Genomic DNA, 16100 nt, shown 5'->3' with positions numbered 1-16100 from the left:
TCAGAAAACCGCCAGCAGGCGCTGACCAGCGTCTGGATTTCTGATGAAGTCTATCCTGTGAGGGAGTAGTTCTCAGCCCAAAAGTGGCGAATCCAGCCGTTTCGAAGGTTCTACCTTGCGGTAGAGAACCCTCTCCGTGGCTTTTAATTACAAGTGGACTCGCCGGGATTTGAACCCGGGGCCTCTCCCATGCCAAGGGAGTGATCTACCTCTGATCTACGAGCCCTCGTTCGCATTGCAGTATTTCCGTGGGGAATAGATAAACCCCTCGAAATACTCGAGGCAGTACTCGAGTCATCACACAGACGCTGTTCGCTCGAGGACCTGCTCACTTCCAGCGCTTGTGAGTCAACACCCATCCCAGGCGGCTGTGTGAGTATCGCCTGATACCGGGACTGGGTCGGCCGTTCCGCTAGCCACGGATTTGCTGTTGACCATTCGGTACCACTACTCCTCGAGTCGACTATCGGTCGGGGGGTAACCATTTTACGCAGAGCGTGGACGGTGCTATCAGAACACACGATGAAACGGGAGATGCTCACCATGGACTTCCTCGAGCGCGCGGTCGACGACTACGGCGACGTCACCGGCGTCGTCGCACACGACGGCACCGAGTACACGTACGAAGAGGTCGACGACCGAGTGAATCAGCTCGCACACGCCCTCGAAGAGCGCGGCGTCGAACGGGGCGACCGCGTCGCCTTGCTCGCGCCGAACACGCACTACTTCATCGAGACGCTGTACGCGACGAACAAGCTGGGCGCGGTGTTCGTCCCGTTGAACTACCGCCTCGAACCAGAGGAGTACGCCTACATTCTCGAGGACTGTGCGGCGGGGACGGTGATCGCGGACTACGACTACGCCGGGAAGATCGAGGCGATTCGCGAGGAGATTCCGGCGACGACGTTCGTCGGCTACGAGGCTGACCAGATCGAAGGCTCGTCCGACGGTGAGTGGGAGGACTACGAGGGCGTCCTCGCGGGCCAGCCCGCGACGGAGCCCGAGCGTCCCGATATCAGCGAAGACGAGGACGCGAGCATCAACTACACCTCGGGGACGACGGGCGATCCGAAGGGAGTCGTCCGAACCCATCGGACGGAACACTGGCACGCACTTGTGCTCAACCAGCACATGGAGATTCGGGACGACGACACCTACCTCTGGACACTGCCGATGTTCCACTGCAACGGCTGGGGACACACCTACGCGATCACGGGCACGGGCGGCACGCACGTCTGCCAGCGCACGTTCGACGCCGCGGGTGTCTTCGAGCGAGTGCGCGAGTACGATGTCTCGTTCATGTGCGGCGCGCCGACGGTGCTCAACAATCTGATCCAACACGCCGACGACCGTCCCGACCTCGAGACGACGGGTGACCGAGACGTGCGCATCGCGACCGCCGGTTCAGCGCCCGCGACGGCCACTATCGAGACCGTCGAGGACGAGTTCGGCTGGCGGATCATCCACATCTACGGGTTGACCGAGACCGCGCCGATCATCGCGACCAGTAACTCGCCGCGTCGGCTCGCCGAGCGAGGCCGCGAGCTCAAAGTCAAGCAAGGCAGTCAGACCCTCTGTACCGACGTCCGTGTCGTCGACGAGGACGGCGAAGACGTCCCTCGCGACGGCGAGACCATCGGCGAAATCGTCGTCCGGGGAAATCAGGTGATGGATCGCTATCTCAACAAGCCAGCGATCACCGACGAAGCGTTCAGCGACCGCCTCGAGGGCTACTTCCACACCGGCGACCTCGCTACCATCGACGACGACGGCATGGTCGCGATCCAGGACCGCAAGAAGGACATCATCATCTCCGGCGGCGAGAACATCTCGAGCATCGAACTCGAGGATGTCCTCTACGACCACCCGGATGTCGGAAAGGCCGCCGTCGTCCCCGTTCCCAGCGAGCAGTGGGGAGAAACTCCGAAAGCGGTAGTCGTTCCGCGAAGCGACGCCGACGCCGAAGCGGACCGCCTCAGGGACGACCTCCTCGAGTTCGTCGGCGAGCGCTTAGCGAGTTACAAGAAACCAACCAGCGTCGACTTCGTCGACGACCTGCCCGAAACTGCGACGGGAAAGGTCCAGAAGTACGAACTCCGCGAGGAGTACTGGGACGAGGAGGAGACGCGCGTAGGACAACAGTGATCGATTGACAGCCGGGTCGTCTCACACTATTTCGTCACCACCGAACTCGAGAACACTACGAAAGCCCCTGTCGGCCTCCAGTCGAAGGGCTCGCTGTGCTCCTCGGACTCCGTCCTGCGGTGCTTGCGTCGCCCGTCTTCCCGGAGGCCGACAGCCCCTTTCAGTCCCACCCGTGCCGGCTGGCCGGTCGTGTCACCGCGGGTGGGACTGAAAGGGGCTTCGTGGTGTTTGCGGGACAGTACTCGACGCTCGAGGATCGTCTGCTCTCGAGGACCATCCGGGAGGTTCGTGAATTCGAGGATTCCAGTCTAGAAACCCTTTAGTCCGTTCGAGAGAGACGACACAACGGGAAGCGCACGGCCGCAAATCTGACGGTGTCGTCCACTCTTTCGGACGGCTCGAGATTGCGGAAGTGCACCGACAGTCGAGAGTCGACTGTTTCATACACGAGCGGTCAGTGCGGTTCCTATCCTCACCAATGGCACGAATGCATACCCGCCGCCGAGGCTCGTCCGGATCGGACAAGCCAGCGGCAGACGAACCGCCGGAGTGGAGCGACGTCGACGCCGAGGAGATCGAATCTCGCGTCGTCGAACTGGCAGAGCAGGGCTACGAACCGAGCCAGATCGGAATGAAGCTGCGTGACGAAGGTGTCACGGGCACGCCGATTCCCGACGTCAAACTGGCAACCGGGAAGAAGCTCACGACGATTCTCGAGGAGAACGACGCGACGCCTGAGATTCCCGAGGATCTCTACAACCTGATGGAGCGCGCAGTTCGCCTGCGCGAGCACATCCAGGAGAACCAGCAGGACTACCAGAACAAACGCGCTCTGCAGAACACCGAGTCGAAGGTTCGCCGTCTCGTTCAGTACTACCGCGGTGACGAACTCGAGGCCGACTTCGAGTACACCTTCGACCTCGCGAAAGAGATCGTCGACGAGTAACACAGCGACATGTCCACAGAGGGTCGATCCGAAACCGCGTCGTCCGCCCCCGCGAGCGCACTCGAGAGTGCGAACTTCGTCCACCTCGTGGCGCGAGCCGACGGTGACGCACTCGCTGCGAGTGGCCTCCTCGCGAGAGCACTCGCCGCACGCGAGACGCCGTATCAGGTGAGCATCGGGCGAACCGTCGCGGATCGAACCGACCGCGTCGGCGACCGCGACCCGACAGCCGACGACACCACGCTCGCCGTCGGTGCCGTCGATGCGGACGTGACGCGACTCGAGACGGACGATCGACCAGCCACGCTCGCCGCACTGGAGGTCGTTCGCGACCTCGAGACGTCGCCCGATCCCGTCCTCGCACTCGCCGGCCTCGTGGCCGCGGGCGTCGAGCCGGGAGCCGGCGAGAGCGAGTGGATTCTCGAGGCGGCACGCGAACGCGAGTTGGTCGAACGGCGACCCGGACTCGCGGTGCCGAGTATGGACCCAGTTGATGGGTGCGCCTACTCGACGCACGTCGCCGCGCCGTGGTCGGGCGACCCGGACGCGACGCGAGACGCGCTCGACAGTCTCGACGTGCCCCTCGATGACCCCGAATCGCTCGCCGCCGACGACTACCGAGCGATCGGGTCCGCCGTCGCTCTCGACGTCGTCGGCGACGACCGCGCGGTCGAAGCTGCGGCGGAGACGATTCAACGAGCGCTTCGCCCCTACGCGATGCCCGATCACGCCTTTGAAACCATCGGCGGCTACGCCGACGTGCTCGAGGCGACGGCCCGGAGCGAACCGGGGACGGGCGCTGCGCTCGCGATGGGTCACGACGCACACGAGCCGGCACTCGCCGCCTGGCGGGAATACGGCCGACGTGCGCATACGGCGCTCGAGGGTGCGTCGACCGGTCGCTACGACGGCCTGTTCGTCCTCGGTATCGACGACGGGCCGGTCGAAGCGGTCGCTCGACTCGCCGTCTCGTTTCGCTCGCCGGAGCCGACCGTACTCGTCGTCGCCGAGGACGAAGCGGCGATCGCCACCCGCGGCGACGACCCGCTCGGCGCGACGCTCGAGGCGATCACGCGAGACCTCGAGGAGGCGGACGCGACGGGCGTCACCTACGACAGCGCCAATCGCCGTGGCTATCTCAGATACGACCCGGACGTGGACCAGTCGACGATTATCGAAATCGTGAGGGCGTTACGATGAGTCGACGCGCGACTATTCGAACGACGCACGAAGACGCCGACGTCGTCGCTCGGACACTCCGCCCGGGCAACACGGACGAGATGGAGACCGTCGTCGAGGCGGACGCTGAGTCCTCGAGCGAGGAGCCAGCCACCGACGACACCCACGACACCGTCCTCACGCGTATCGAACGCGAGACGACCAGTGGGCTCCACTCGAACGTCGACGACTACGTGGTCAATCTCGAGGTCGCGATGACCGTCGCAAACGCCACTCGAGAGGAACAGTTCGACCAACCGATGGACGCGGGGTGCGCGTCCGAACACGAACACGATACTACCAACAATGAGTGAACGATCAGTTTCACGCGCAAAACAGGAAAAGCGGTGGTACACCATCCTGGCACCGGAGCAATTCGACCGGCAGGAACTCGGTGAGACACCCGCTGACGAACCGGATCAAGTCTACGACCGAACCATCGAAACGACGCTCGGCGAGTTGACGAACAACGCCAGCGAGAACAACACGAAGCTGACCTTCAAGGTCACCGACGTCGGCAGCGACTCGGCGTACACGGAGTTCATCGAGCACTCGCTGACCCGAGACTACCTGCGTTCGCTGGTCCGTCGCGGTGCCTCGAAGATCGAGGCCTACGTCACCGTCCTCACGACGGACGACTACCGCGTCCAGATCCAGCCCGTCGCCTTCACGACGAAAAAGGCCGACGCGAGCCAGGAGAAGGCCATCCGCGAACAGATGGTCGCCATGATCGAAGAGGCCGCCGCCGAGCGGACGTTCGAGGAACTCATCGACAGCGTCGTCGAGGGACGACTCTCCTCGGGCATCTACGGCGAGGCTAAGACGATCTACCCGCTTCGCCGCGTCGAAATTCAGAAGGCGACCCTCGAGGCCCGACCCGAGGAAGTCGCCGAAGAGGAAGCGACCGCGGTCGACGTCGACGAAGAAGACGTCGCCACGGACGACTAACGGACGACCGAACGCGAGGCGTTTTTTCTAGTGGGAGACATCACGCGACGGAGAGCTGTCGCTCCCCTCGAGTGAGATCTCCACCCCTCCTACTCGTTCGCATTTAACACGGCTCCCCACGAACGAGCGTCTATGACTCCAGTGGACGCTGCCGGCGGGCGGGAGCCGACGACGCGCTTCGAGTACGAGCCATCGACGATCCGACTCGGCCCGAACTGTGTCGACGACCTCGAGGACGAACTCGCGGCCAACGGCTTCGAACGCGCACTCGTCGTCTGTGGCTCGACCGTCGGTAGGACACCGGACGTGATCGGCCCGGTTACCGACGGAATCGGTAACCGATTGGTGGGCGTTTTCGACGAAACGACACCGAAAAAACGCCTCGCAACGGCCGCGGACGCCCTCGAGCGCCTCGAGGCGGAGCGAGCGGACGTGCTCGTGAGCCTCGGTGGCGGGAGTAGCCTCGACGTGGCGAAGGCGACGAGCGTCCTCGCGGCGAGCGACCGTCCGACGGGTGAAATTGCCGACGAGTTGGCCAGGACGGAGACGATCTCCGTTCCGGACGAGGGGCTGGTGCCGATCGTTGCCATCCCGACGACGCTCGCCGGGGCCGACCTCTCGATGAGCGCGGGGGTCACTGCCGGTCCCGAGTCGGGATTGGTCGACACCGTGGTCGAAGGCGGGATCTCACATCCGGGACTCATGCCTGCAGCCGCAGTGTACGACCCGACGATGCTCGAGACGACGCCGGAGTCTATCCTCGCCGGGTCGGCGATGAACGGCTTCGACAAGGGTATCGAGACGCTCTACTCGGCCGCCGCGACGCCGGTGACCGACGCCCCGGCCAGCCACGGTCTCGAGAAACTCGAGGACGGGCTACGCGCATTCGGTGACGGTGCCCAGGATCTCGATACGTATCAGACCCTTCTCGAGGGAATCGTCCTCGTCCAGTACGGAATCTCTCGCGCCGATGGGTCGACGCTCTCGATCGTCCACGCATTCGGACACGGACTCACTCGCACGTACAGCGTTCAGCAAGGTGCCGCGCACGCCGTCATCGTGCCTCATGTCCTCGAGTATCTCTTTGAACAGGACGGCGTCGACGCTCGAACGGAACTGCTCGCAGCCGCACTCGGCGTCGAAAATGCGGTGGATCACGGTAGTGCAGTCGTCGAGGCAGTCACCGAAATTCGGGACGCACTCGGACTCCCTGCACGCCTGCAGAACGTTGACGGTCCCGAACCCGACGAGTTCGAAGCCGTTGCGACCCACATTCTAACCGACCGATTGATGGCGAACACGCCGCCGGGGCTCGAGGCGACGGTCGACGACATCGAAGGAATCCTCGAGCGAGCGTGGTGAGCAGTCGACGGACACAGTCTCGACGATTCGGATCCGATCGTTGGTGGCGGCTCGAAAGGGCGTCGCTGTGGGCCGATTTCGGGATACACGGATTAGGGATGGTGGATGGGTTTCAGCGCTCAGCATCGATTACAGGCAGCGTGATCGAGAACGTCGCCCCCTCGCCGAGTTCGGACTCGACGCTGATCTGGCCCTCGTGGCGTTCGACGATTCGTTCACAGAGTGCTAGACCAATTCCGTCCCCTGGATGATCCTCACGGCTATGAAGCCGCTGAAACACGTCGAAGATACGTTCGTGATCGTCAGGCGCAATACCGATTCCGTCGTCCTCGACGGTAACGTTCCACCAGGGGCCGTCTTGTGTGGCGGAGACGTGTACCCTCGTCGGGCCGGAGCCGCCATACTCGATCGCATTCGTCAACAGGTTTTCGAACACCTGCCGCAACTGCCGTTCGTTGCCGGTGGCTGCCGGTAGCGAGTCCATGGTGACCTCGACATTGCTCTCCGAGAGCGGTCCGTGCAAATCGTCGAGGACGCTCTCGAGGACTTGGTCTAACTCCACGCGCGACAGTGGTTCGTCTCGAGTTTCGACCCGGGAGTACTCGAGGAGTGACTCGATCATCCGTCGCATTCGCTCGGCACCGTCGACCGCGAAGGTGAGAAATTCTTCACTCTCCGCCGAAAGCTCGTCGTCGGATCGACGCTCGATCAACTGTAGGTAACTCGAGACCATTCGCAGTGGCTCCTGTAAGTCGTGGGAGGCGGCGTAGGCGAACTGTTCGAGTCGCTCGTTCTAGGCTTCGAGCTTTGCGACTGTCTCCTCGAGTTCGGTTGCTCGCGTCTTTGCTCGTGCGTCGTAGATCCCGACTCCGAATCCGGCGAGACTACTGAACGACGTGAGAAAGAGGATCGTTTGGGCCGGATTCGAAATGCTATCGGCTGGCTGGCTATTGTACACGACGAGCATGCCGAACATTACACCGAATCCGACGAGCGTCCAGCCCGCGACGTCGGGATAGAACTCGGGTCGAATGTCGCTTCTCGACAACGCCGACCCACCGTAGACGAGGGTGATGCCGAGCAGACAGATCAGTGAGGAGACGACTACCACGTTTCCGGCTGGCGTTCCGCCCTGGATCCGAACGGAGCCCCAGGCGAGACTGGAAACGATGTAGAGCGTGCCGAGACCGATAACAACGGTCCTCGGACCGATTGCAGAGAGCACTCGTTTCCAGTGATCCATCGTCGAGGTAGAAGAAAGAGTAACTATTAGTCGTTCGGGAACGGCGTTAAGTAAACGTTCCAGTCGTTGCTAGTTCTCTGCGTACGACGGCCGTTCGGCGTACTCGATCGGATCTCGAACGCCGATGTTCTGGAACGCCTGTAGTCGAATCGCACAGGAATCACAGGTGCCACAGGCGGGCTCGTCTTCGCGGTAACAACTCCAGGTATGCTCGTAGGGTACCTCGAGGTCGTCACCCCGCTCGGCGATGTCGGTTTTCGACCACTCGACGAACGGCGCTTCGATCGAAATCTCGGTCTCCGGTTTCGTCCCGACGTCGACTACTTGCTCGAACGCCTCGAAGAACGCCGGGCGACAGTCGGGATAGCCGGCGAAGTCCTCGCTGTGTGCGCCGATGAAGACGGCCTCGCAGTCGTTGGCTTCCGCGTAGGAGACGGCCATCGCAAGCAGGTTGGCGTTCCGGAATGGAACGTACGACGATGGAATCTCGTCGCTCTCTAGGTCTGCGTCTTCGACGGCCAGTTCGTCGTCGGTGAGACTCGAGTTCCCGATCGCAGAGAGGTGGCCCGTTTCGATTCGCAAGAGATCCGTGAGGTCGAACGCGTCGGCGAGCCGACGGGCGCACTCGAGTTCGCGCGTTTCGGTTTGCTGGCCGTAGGAGGTGTGGAGCCCGTAGAGGTCGTAGCCACGGGCGCGAGCGACGGCGGCGGCGGTGGCGCTGTCCATGCCTCCCGAAAGGAGGACGACGGCGCGTTTTGCGGTCGATTCGTCGGTCGGTTGGTCGGTTGATCGGTTGATTGGTTGGTTGGTCATCGGTATGCTCACTCAGGTCTCGGGTGCGTCGTTCCAGAGATCGACGTGCAATCGGGGCGTGTACCGAAAGCCGTGATCGATCGCGAGTTGAGCGACTCGAGTACGGGTTGCCGCGAGTTGCTCGCGCGTCGCCCCTTCGGGCATCAAGAGCACGTCGTCGTCGCGGATCGGCTCGTCACTCGCCTCGCGGAGCTCCGCGAGGAGGTCGAGGATCTCCGGCATGTCGCCGTCGTCGGTGACGACGAACTTCAACTGGAAGTCGAACGTTTCGACGAGACTGGTTAGCGCCTCGAGGTCGATTCGGTCGGCTTCGTGGCGCTGTTCCCACTGACCCGCGTCGACGCCCGCTGGCGCGCGTTCGGGGGTCGGCGTACTGCTCTCGAGTTTCGGGCTGATCGACGCGAGATCGATCGGCGCGTCGGGGACGACGGTGCCGTTGGTCTCGACGGTCGTGTGGTACCCGCGCGCAGAGAGTTCCTCGAGGAGGTCGACGGCCGTCTCGTGTATCAGTGGCTCGCCCCCCGTCAGGACGACGTGCTCTGCATTTTCGTAGGACTCGATCTCCGCGAGGATCGTCTCGAGGTCCATCCAGGCGTGTGTCGGCTCCCAGGACGTGTGATAGGAGTCACAGAACCAACACCGGAGGTTACAGCCGCTCGTTCGAACGAATACGGAGGGCACACCCGCGAGTCGTCCCTCGCCCTGGAGCGAGCAGAACAACTCGTTGATCGGAAGCCCGTCGCCCGACCCGACTTCCCCGGCTGAGTCGTCTCGATCCACCGAATCTGAGACCGGCATCTCAGAACGCGCTCCCTCCGCAGAGTTCGCTGGTTTCGTTCACCTGTACCGCGATTTCGGAGACGGTCTCGGGGAGGGCGGCCTCGAGTTTTTCCTCGAGAACGACGCTCATAACCTCCGCCGTAGGCGGGTGATCCAGGACGATTAGGGCGTCGTCGTCACCGGCCGACTCAAAGGCGTCCACGAGTGGGTCGCCCGCCTCGAGCAAGAACATGTGATCCCACTCGTCGATGACGTCGGTAATATCACCTTTATCGGCGACCCATCCTTCTTCGGTGAGTTCGCCGACGAGTTCGACGGTGAGCTCGTAGTTGTGGCCGTGGGGGCGTGAACACTTTCCGTCGTGATGAAGAATCCGGTGCCCGGCGCTGATTCTGATCGGTCGCTCGCGTCCAATGTAAAGCACTCGCTCCGTGCCGGTGACAGAGTACGCGCCCCGACCGGCGTCGGTCCCGCCACGGCGACCTCCCGACTCTCCGCTCTCGTTCATACCGTGGTATTCTCACGAGATTACTTAAGGATGATCAACCGATGCTGTGAGTACTGGCAGTCGGATTTCTCGAGTCGCGTCGGTGTCTGCGAGATAGGGGCCCCATTCCGTTGTACACGCGACGTCTCGACTCAAATCGAAGTCTGGACTAGAAACGTCTAGAATAGTCAATCGCTCCCTCGAACCGAGTGCACCTCGCCGCACACGGCCCTCCCCGTCTCCCGCGTCCCATCGTTTGCGTGTCGCTACCACATCTCGAGCGAATTCGATCACCGCGACCCCAACTCGTTGACAATCGTGTCTTCGACGACCTCCTTATTCGTGAAGCTGATCGTGAAGTCGGTTTTTGGCTTCCGTTCGTCGCTTCTGTGAGTACTGGGGCTCGGTGTCAGAGAAGTCGACCTCGATCTCGTCGAGCGTTCGTCGGTAAATATTCGTTCGCCGACCCTCCTCCGAGAGCTGTCGTCCCTCACATGTCAAGAGCCCGGCGTCCACGAGTTCTTCGATCCGACGATAACACGTTGCAATCGGGATTTTGATATCTTCGCTGAGAGCCTGTGCTGATTTCGGTGAACCTGCAGCACAGAGGATCTCTGCGCTGTATTTGTTGCCGAGTGCTGAGAGGACTGTATTCGAGTCCGACTCGGTTCGTTCCCTCCGACTATGAGACATTGTTCACTCTATAGAGAATTATCAGAATTTAATCTTGTGGTTATATTGTGACTATCAAGTATTGTAATATTTGTTATCTGATGACATGGAATCGGCTGCACATGGACGCTGGATAGTGATAACACGGTATCGCGCTCCGAACAGCGTTCAGTAGCGGGGTGAGCGACTCCTCGATACTCGTTTGATGTTGTAGCCCAAACCAACCGGTATGAACGCAGCGGTCCTAACAGTCGGTGACGAACTCCTCGCCGGGCGGACGACGAACACCAACGCCACCTGGCTCTGTACGCGATTGAGCGCTCGAGGCGTCTCGGTCGAACGGGTCACCACCGTTCCCGACCGAATCGAGGACATCGTCGGTACCGTCGAGGAGTACCGTCAGGCGTACGACGCCGTCGTCGTCACCGGCGGACTCGGCCCGACACACGACGACGTGACGATGGCCGCCGTCGCGACAGCCTTCGGGCGAGACCTCGAGGAACACGCGGACGCGCTCGCCTGGCTCGCGGACGACGGCTACTCTCGAGCGGACCTGACCGACGGCACGGCCGACCTGCCGAGGGGTGCGCGAGCGATCCACAACGAGGTCGGCGTCGCACCCGGAGCCGTCCTCGAGAACGTCTACGTCCTGCCCGGAGTACCCTCGGAGATGAAAGCCATGTTCGAGTCCGTCGCGAGTGAGTTTACGGGGACGACCACGTACCGCGAGGAAATCGTCGTCGACGAGCCAGAGAGTGCGCTTCTCGACCGAATTGCGGCCGTAAGAGAACGGTTCGACGTGACCGTCGGCAGTTATCCGGGCGGATCGGTTCGGCTGGTACTGGAGTGCCCCGACGAGGTGACGCTCGAGGAGGCGACGGCGTGGCTTCGCGAGCGCGTCGACGAAGCCGAGTAAGGTGGGTTGAGGCGAGTTCAGTTCGCGTCGTGATTATCGGTAGAAGTAGACGAGCCAACCGATCGTCAGGAGTAGACTCAGTGCTAAAACGCCCCAGCCGGCGATCTCCATCGGTAGTTCCGTCTCTGCCTCGAGCACGACGAACGCGAGTTGGTTCATGTTCCGCGGTGGGTTCCCATCCCTCTTAATCTTTCAGAAAGACGTTGGCGTCGTCGTCACCCGATAGCAGCCACTGGGCCCACGCAGAGACAGAGAGTGTGCACAGCAAAGCAGCGTGAGAACACCACACGGCTTTTGCGACGCCTACACCTACCATCTGATATGGAGTCGCTCGGCGTCGTTGTGAATCCGATCGCCGGAATGGGCGGTCGAGTCGGACTGAAGGGAACCGACGGCAAACTCGAGGAAGCGCGCCGGCGCGGTGCCAAACCGAGGGCACCAGATCGAGCGAGGGAGGCCCTCGAGGCGTTCGCCCGCCGGAAGCCCGAGGTCGAGGTCTACACGGGGGCAGGAGTGCTGGGCGAAACGGTCGCTCGAGACGTCGGGATCGATCCGCACGTCGTCTCCGGAGCGACGACGGACGTGAACGACGCATCCGATCCCGACGATCCCGGCACGTCAGCGGCCGATACGAGAGCGACCGTCGAGGCTCTCCTCGAGCGCGGCGTCGACCTCGTTCTGTTCGTCGGCGGTGACGGGACGGCCGTCGACGTTGCGACGGTACTCGAGGAGGCGGATCGTTCGACACCCATACTGGGCGTGCCCGCCGGCGTCAAAATCTACTCGTCGGTGTTCGCGGTCACACCCGCCGACGCCGGCCGAATCGCGGCCGAGTTCGACCGCGTCGAAACCCGGGAAGTCAACGACATCGACGAAGCAGCCTATCGGGAGGGCGAAGTCAAGTCGGAACTCCGGGCCGTCGTTCCCGTCCCCGTCGCGCCCGACGTCCAATCGAGCAAGCAACTCTCGAGTGGGAACGTCGACTCGCTGGCAGCGGGGTTCGCACAGGAGGTCGACCCCGCGAGAACGTACGTCTTCGGCCCCGGTGGCACCGTCGGCGCGATCGAATCGGAACTCGGGATCGATCCCTCTCCGCTCGGCATCGATATCTGGCACGACGACGAGGTGCTCTCTCGTGACGCCACAGAGGACGATATTCTCGAGTGCCTCGAGTCCGTGGACGGCCCGGTCACCATCGTCGTCTCGCCAATCGGCGGGCAGGGGTTTCTCTTCGGTCGGGGGAATCAACAGCTCTCGCCGGCCGTGATCCGGCGTGCCGAGGAGATCGAAGTCGTCGCCTCGGGCGCGAAACTCGACGGAATCGACGCGTTGCACGTCGATACGGACGACCGGGACCTCGACGAGGAACTTCGTGGGTGGCAACGCGTTCGAACGGGGCGATTTACGACGCGTCTCGTGAACGTTGTTTAAGGGACGCGTGAAAATCGCGTTTGCAATAAACCATATAACTATCTGAGTCAGATATAATGGCCATATAGTCAAGATTAAGGTCGGTCCCGGCTAGGGGTCTCGTATGGAAACGCGGAAAGTCCAGCGTCTGGGACCATCGACGCTCGCCATGACCCTCCCCGCCGAGTGGGCCTCCGAACACGACGTCGAGAAAGGAGACGAGGTCTCCCTTCGCACGAGTGGAAAGGGAACGCTCACCGTCATGCCCGAATCGGCGAGTTCGGAAGAGACCGAGGCGATCATCCACGCTGACGACCTCGACGCCGACGCCGTCGAACGAGCCATCGTCGCACAGTACGTCCTCGGCCGGCGCGTCATTCGAATCGACACCGAAGACGGCGCACTCGAGTCCGAACACATCAACGCGGTCTACCAGGCCGAAACCCAGTTGATGGGCCTCGGCGTCATCGAGGAAACCCCCGAGAGCATCTCGATTCGCTGCTCGGTCGACCCGGAGGACTTCACGCTCGACAACCTCTTAGAGCGCCTCGAGCGAACCGGTCAGACGATGCGTGGCGAGGCGATCAAGGCACTCGCCCACGGCAATCCCGATCTCGCCCAGCGCGCGCTCAATCGCGAGCGCCAGGCGAACAAGATCTTCGTGCTCTTGCTTCGATTGATCTTCACGGCCTACCAGAATCCAAATCTCGCGCGCGCAGTCGGGCTCAACACCGGCTTCCCGCTGATCGGCTACCGATCGATCGCGAAGAACCTCGAGTTGACGGCCGACAACGCCGAGGACATCGCCGATATCGTCATCGAAACCGAGGGCCACACGCTGAACGTCGATAGTTCGGTCATGCGCGACATCCGGGAGCTAAACGAACTGGTCGACGAGATCACGTCGATCGCCGTCGAAGCCGCCGTCGAACGCGACTACGACAAGTCGAATCAGGTCCGAGCGCTATTTCATGAGATTTCCGACCAGGAGAAGGAAATTCTCGACGAACTCTCGGAGATGTCGAACGACGACTTGCTCCGCGTCCGCGAGGTACTCGTCAGCCTTCAGCAAACGGCCCAGTACGCCATGCGAAACGCCGAAATTGCCGCCAACCTCGCGCTCAACGAAGAGTCCGAGCACACGACGATCAACTGAGATCGCTCAGATCGTTCTCGAGAAGGTATCTCTCGAGGCGGAGTCGATCGGCCGTGGGTGTTTCGATTCGAAACGATAATTGGCAGGGACGTCACACATTCGTTCGATGAGGAATCTCTTCCGTCGGATTCTCGCTCAATTTGTCGTCGACCGACGGGTCCTCACGCTCGCGTTCGCTCGGATGGCCGACGGAATCGGGAACTCGTTTCTGATCATCGTCATTCCAATCTACGTCGGCAGCGAACTCATCACCGGAACGACGTTCGGCCTCGGGGAGTCGATGGTCATCGGCATCATCCTCTCGATCTTTGGATTTTTGAACAGTAGCTTTCAGCCGTTCACCGGTCGACTCTCCGACTTCGTGGGGCGGCGCAAGCCGTTCCTCATGGTCGGACTCGCCGGGTTGGCCGCGATGAACGTCGCGTACGTGTTCGCGGAGTCGTATCTCACATTGCTCGCGATCCGTGGCGTCCAGGGGATCAGCGTCGCGTTCATCGTCCCCGCGTCGGTCGCACTCGTCAACGAACTCGCGACGACACAAGACCGCGGCGGCAACATGGGCGTCTACAACACGTTTCGGCTGATCGGCTTCGGTGCCGGACCGGTAGCCGCCGGTGCGGTCGTCAACCTCGGACCCTACACGCTGCCGGGTGGACTCGCGATCAGCGGCTTCGACGCGGCCTTCTACATCGCCGCGATAACGGCCATGGTCAGTTTGCTCCTCGTGACGGTCCTCATTTCGGATCCCGACGCGACGAGGGCCAACGCCGGCGCGGACCTCTCGATTGCGATTCGCGACCCCTCGGGCAAGAACCTGCTCGATCCGATCTTCACGCTCGGCGTCGCGTCGCTGTTCATGGCGACGGCAATCGCGTTGTTCGCGACGATTCAACCCCAGGTCAACGAGCGCCTCGGACAGGGCGAGACCTGGTTCGGCCTCCAGTTCGCGGCGTTCGTCCTCGCGCAGGTCGTGTTACAGACGCCGATCGGACGCGCCTCCGACCGGTGGGGACGTCGACCGTTCATCCTCGGCGGCATGCTCCTCCTCGTTCCCTCGACGCTCGTCCAGGGGTTCATCCTCTCCTCTGAACTCATGTTCGTCGCGCGCCTCGTACAGGGTGTCGCGGGGGCGATGGTGTTCGCACCGTCGCTCGCACTCGCGGGGGACCTCGCCGGCGAAGGCGAATCCGGCTCGAAGCTCTCGATTCTCACGATGGCGTTCGGCTTCGGGATTGCCATCGGCCCCCTCTCCTCGGGTGCACTCGTCGACTACAGCTTCGAAGCGCCGTTCATCTTCGGCACCGCTCTCGCCGTGCTTGGGACGATTCTCGTCTACACACAGGTCGAAGAGACCCTCGAGACGGCGCACTCGGTGCCTATCGGCAGCGACGATTAGCCACCGTGGCGCACACGCGGTCGACGGGACGCAACGCAAAAGTAGTGGATACGCATACGAACCGACAATGACGCTCTCGGAGGAGGCGACGGAACGGTTAGCAGACGTGGTGGAGCTCCAGCCGACGAAAAATTCCGAACTCCAGGACCGCTGGGACATGGAAAGTGGCAGCGAGGTGCACCAGTTCCTCGAGAACGAACTCGGGGACTACTACTTTCGCGACGACAACAGCCTGATACGCGCCACCGCCGAGGCGAACGATCTCGTCGACGTCGAACCCGGCATCGAGAGCGACCCGGAGAGCGACGGTGCGCCCTCGCGGATCCGCGTGCCGGAACTCCACGCCCAGATCGTCTCGGTGCTCGCCGGCCCTGACGAGGAATCCGAAAGCGTCGTCTCGGTTCTACACGCGCTTCGAGACGAGTACGACGTCGACCCCGAGGCCGAAGACGTTCGCTCGAGCCTCCAGAGCCTCCGTCGAAAAGGCGTCGTCGACGTCGAGTATCGCACCGTCCCTACGTTCCGGCTGACGGTCGAGCGCGACGACCTCGAGGTTAGCGTCTCCGAGTGAATCGCGTCTGTTCGACGCGCCCGATAAGGACCACGAC

At 62.3% G+C, this 16100-nt stretch carries 18 protein-coding genes, 1 tRNA gene and 1 pseudogene; 11 read left to right on the top strand and 9 right to left on the bottom strand.

Annotation, left to right across the window (positions count from 1 at the left end; translation table 11 throughout):
• Positions 1 to 154: 154 nt before the first annotated feature.
• Positions 155 to 226: transfer RNA gene (locus BLW62_RS03145), tRNA-Ala, on the bottom strand.
• Between the two features lie 296 nt (positions 227 to 522).
• On the opposite strand from BLW62_RS03145, the gene BLW62_RS03140 reads away from it, so the two are divergent.
• The 6 genes from BLW62_RS03140 (at position 523) to BLW62_RS03110 (ending at position 6619) form a co-directional block, all read left to right on the top strand.
• Positions 523 to 2145 (top strand): long-chain-fatty-acid--CoA ligase, encoded by a 1623-nt coding sequence (locus BLW62_RS03140; protein ID WP_090505044.1) that lies wholly within the window; start codon positions 523 to 525, stop codon positions 2143 to 2145.
• 478 nt (positions 2146 to 2623) lie between these two features.
• A complete protein-coding gene (locus BLW62_RS03130) occupies positions 2624 to 3091 on the top strand; it encodes a 30S ribosomal protein S15 (RefSeq protein WP_090505039.1) in 468 nt (155 codons plus the stop codon).
• A gap of 9 nt (positions 3092 to 3100) precedes the next feature.
• Positions 3101 to 4291, top strand: a complete 1191-nt coding sequence (locus BLW62_RS03125) for an exonuclease (protein WP_090505036.1) — start codon at positions 3101 to 3103, stop codon at positions 4289 to 4291.
• Entirely contained in the window at positions 4288 to 4623 is a 336-nt protein-coding gene (locus BLW62_RS03120) for a KEOPS complex subunit Pcc1 (protein ID WP_090505033.1), read from the top strand. Before BLW62_RS03125 ends, BLW62_RS03120 begins: the two co-directional genes overlap by 4 nt.
• A complete protein-coding gene (locus BLW62_RS03115) occupies positions 4616 to 5257 on the top strand; it encodes a 30S ribosomal protein S3ae (RefSeq protein ID WP_090505030.1) in 642 nt (213 codons plus the stop codon). The genes BLW62_RS03120 and BLW62_RS03115 overlap by 8 nt, the downstream gene beginning before the upstream one ends.
• Before the next feature lie 132 nt (positions 5258 to 5389).
• Entirely contained in the window at positions 5390 to 6619 is a 1230-nt protein-coding gene (locus BLW62_RS03110) for an iron-containing alcohol dehydrogenase family protein (protein WP_090505027.1), read from the top strand.
• Positions 6620 to 6731: 112 nt separating this feature from the next.
• Here the strand turns inward: BLW62_RS03110 and BLW62_RS19195 are convergent, their stop codons facing one another.
• From BLW62_RS19195 to BLW62_RS03080, 7 genes and pseudogenes are all read right to left on the bottom strand, one after another.
• Positions 6732 to 7241 carry a sensor histidine kinase gene (locus BLW62_RS19195; RefSeq protein WP_394328159.1) on the bottom strand — a complete coding sequence of 170 codons (510 nt, stop codon included), beginning with the start codon at positions 7239 to 7241 and terminating at the stop codon, positions 6732 to 6734.
• Positions 7215 to 7391: pseudogene (locus BLW62_RS19190) on the bottom strand (histidine kinase dimerization/phospho-acceptor domain-containing protein); the annotation flags it as partial. The gene BLW62_RS19195 and the pseudogene BLW62_RS19190, both read right to left, overlap by 27 nt.
• A gap of 21 nt (positions 7392 to 7412) precedes the next feature.
• Positions 7413 to 7862, bottom strand: coding sequence for a hypothetical protein (locus BLW62_RS19185; protein WP_090505021.1), 450 nt, complete (start codon positions 7860 to 7862; stop codon positions 7413 to 7415).
• Positions 7863 to 7931: 69 nt separating this feature from the next.
• A complete protein-coding gene (queC, locus tag BLW62_RS03095) occupies positions 7932 to 8675 on the bottom strand; it encodes a 7-cyano-7-deazaguanine synthase QueC (protein ID WP_090505018.1) in 744 nt (247 codons plus the stop codon).
• Positions 8676 to 8687: 12 nt separating this feature from the next.
• Positions 8688 to 9473 (bottom strand): 7-carboxy-7-deazaguanine synthase QueE, encoded by a 786-nt coding sequence (locus BLW62_RS03090; RefSeq protein WP_090505015.1) that lies wholly within the window; start codon positions 9471 to 9473, stop codon positions 8688 to 8690.
• A 1-nt stretch (position 9474) separates the two neighbouring features.
• The gene (locus tag BLW62_RS03085) at positions 9475 to 9963 is read right to left on the bottom strand and encodes a 6-pyruvoyl trahydropterin synthase family protein (protein WP_090505012.1); all 489 of its coding nucleotides are present in this window, start codon (positions 9961 to 9963) and stop codon (positions 9475 to 9477) included.
• A gap of 315 nt (positions 9964 to 10278) precedes the next feature.
• Positions 10279 to 10635 carry a winged helix-turn-helix domain-containing protein gene (locus BLW62_RS03080; protein ID WP_076578848.1) on the bottom strand — a complete coding sequence of 119 codons (357 nt, stop codon included), beginning with the start codon at positions 10633 to 10635 and terminating at the stop codon, positions 10279 to 10281.
• 208 nt (positions 10636 to 10843) lie between these two features.
• Here BLW62_RS03080 and BLW62_RS03075 point away from each other — a divergent pair, with 208 nt between their 5' ends.
• The gene (locus BLW62_RS03075) at positions 10844 to 11530 is read left to right on the top strand and encodes a competence/damage-inducible protein A (RefSeq protein WP_090505009.1); all 687 of its coding nucleotides are present in this window, start codon (positions 10844 to 10846) and stop codon (positions 11528 to 11530) included.
• A 33-nt stretch (positions 11531 to 11563) separates the two neighbouring features.
• Here BLW62_RS03075 and BLW62_RS19080 read toward each other — a convergent pair whose 3' ends face one another.
• Entirely contained in the window at positions 11564 to 11689 is a 126-nt protein-coding gene (locus tag BLW62_RS19080; protein WP_257787631.1) for a hypothetical protein, read from the bottom strand.
• 162 nt (positions 11690 to 11851) lie between these two features.
• Between BLW62_RS19080 and BLW62_RS03070 the strand changes: the two genes are divergently transcribed.
• The 4 genes from BLW62_RS03070 to BLW62_RS03055 all read left to right on the top strand — a co-directional run bounded on the left by BLW62_RS03070 (position 11852) and on the right by BLW62_RS03055 (position 16063).
• Positions 11852 to 12961, top strand: coding sequence for an ATP-NAD kinase family protein (locus tag BLW62_RS03070; protein WP_090505006.1), 1110 nt, complete (start codon positions 11852 to 11854; stop codon positions 12959 to 12961).
• 103 nt (positions 12962 to 13064) lie between these two features.
• The gene (locus BLW62_RS03065; RefSeq protein WP_090505003.1) at positions 13065 to 14096 is read left to right on the top strand and encodes a phosphate uptake regulator PhoU; all 1032 of its coding nucleotides are present in this window, start codon (positions 13065 to 13067) and stop codon (positions 14094 to 14096) included.
• 106 nt (positions 14097 to 14202) lie between these two features.
• On the top strand, positions 14203 to 15492 hold the full coding sequence (locus BLW62_RS03060; RefSeq protein ID WP_090505000.1) for an MFS transporter: 1290 nt from the start codon (positions 14203 to 14205) through the stop codon (positions 15490 to 15492).
• Positions 15493 to 15559: 67 nt separating this feature from the next.
• On the top strand, positions 15560 to 16063 hold the full coding sequence (locus BLW62_RS03055) for a DUF5797 family protein (protein ID WP_090504997.1): 504 nt from the start codon (positions 15560 to 15562) through the stop codon (positions 16061 to 16063).
• The last annotated feature ends 37 nt before the right edge of the window (positions 16064 to 16100 follow it).

Source organism: Natronorubrum sediminis, from assembly GCF_900108095.1.
GTDB lineage: Archaea > Halobacteriota > Halobacteria > Halobacteriales > Natrialbaceae > Natronorubrum > Natronorubrum sediminis.
The sequence above is the reverse complement of the archived record's forward strand: the minus strand, read 5'-3'. Positions and strand labels throughout refer to the sequence as shown.

Coding starts and splice junctions, on each gene's coding strand:
- BLW62_RS03140 (WP_090505044.1), top strand. CDS start 523: ATGAAACGGGAGATGCTCACCATGGACTTCCTCGAGCGCGCGGTCGAC.
- BLW62_RS03130 (WP_090505039.1), top strand. CDS start 2,624: ATGGCACGAATGCATACCCGCCGCCGAGGCTCGTCCGGATCGGACAAG.
- BLW62_RS03125 (WP_090505036.1), top strand. CDS start 3,101: ATGTCCACAGAGGGTCGATCCGAAACCGCGTCGTCCGCCCCCGCGAGC.
- BLW62_RS03120 (WP_090505033.1), top strand. CDS start 4,288: ATGAGTCGACGCGCGACTATTCGAACGACGCACGAAGACGCCGACGTC.
- BLW62_RS03115 (WP_090505030.1), top strand. CDS start 4,616: ATGAGTGAACGATCAGTTTCACGCGCAAAACAGGAAAAGCGGTGGTAC.
- BLW62_RS03110 (WP_090505027.1), top strand. CDS start 5,390: ATGACTCCAGTGGACGCTGCCGGCGGGCGGGAGCCGACGACGCGCTTC.
- BLW62_RS19195 (WP_394328159.1), bottom strand. CDS start 7,241: ATGATCGAGTCACTCCTCGAGTACTCCCGGGTCGAAACTCGAGACGAA.
- BLW62_RS19185 (WP_090505021.1), bottom strand. CDS start 7,862: ATGGATCACTGGAAACGAGTGCTCTCTGCAATCGGTCCGAGGACCGTT.
- queC (WP_090505018.1), bottom strand. CDS start 8,675: ATGACCAACCAACCAATCAACCGATCAACCGACCAACCGACCGACGAA.
- BLW62_RS03090 (WP_090505015.1), bottom strand. CDS start 9,473: ATGCCGGTCTCAGATTCGGTGGATCGAGACGACTCAGCCGGGGAAGTC.
- BLW62_RS03085 (WP_090505012.1), bottom strand. CDS start 9,963: ATGAACGAGAGCGGAGAGTCGGGAGGTCGCCGTGGCGGGACCGACGCC.
- BLW62_RS03080 (WP_076578848.1), bottom strand. CDS start 10,635: ATGTCTCATAGTCGGAGGGAACGAACCGAGTCGGACTCGAATACAGTC.
- BLW62_RS03075 (WP_090505009.1), top strand. CDS start 10,844: ATGAACGCAGCGGTCCTAACAGTCGGTGACGAACTCCTCGCCGGGCGG.
- BLW62_RS19080 (WP_257787631.1), bottom strand. CDS start 11,689: ATGAACCAACTCGCGTTCGTCGTGCTCGAGGCAGAGACGGAACTACCG.
- BLW62_RS03070 (WP_090505006.1), top strand. CDS start 11,852: ATGGAGTCGCTCGGCGTCGTTGTGAATCCGATCGCCGGAATGGGCGGT.
- BLW62_RS03065 (WP_090505003.1), top strand. CDS start 13,065: ATGGAAACGCGGAAAGTCCAGCGTCTGGGACCATCGACGCTCGCCATG.
- BLW62_RS03060 (WP_090505000.1), top strand. CDS start 14,203: ATGAGGAATCTCTTCCGTCGGATTCTCGCTCAATTTGTCGTCGACCGA.
- BLW62_RS03055 (WP_090504997.1), top strand. CDS start 15,560: ATGACGCTCTCGGAGGAGGCGACGGAACGGTTAGCAGACGTGGTGGAG.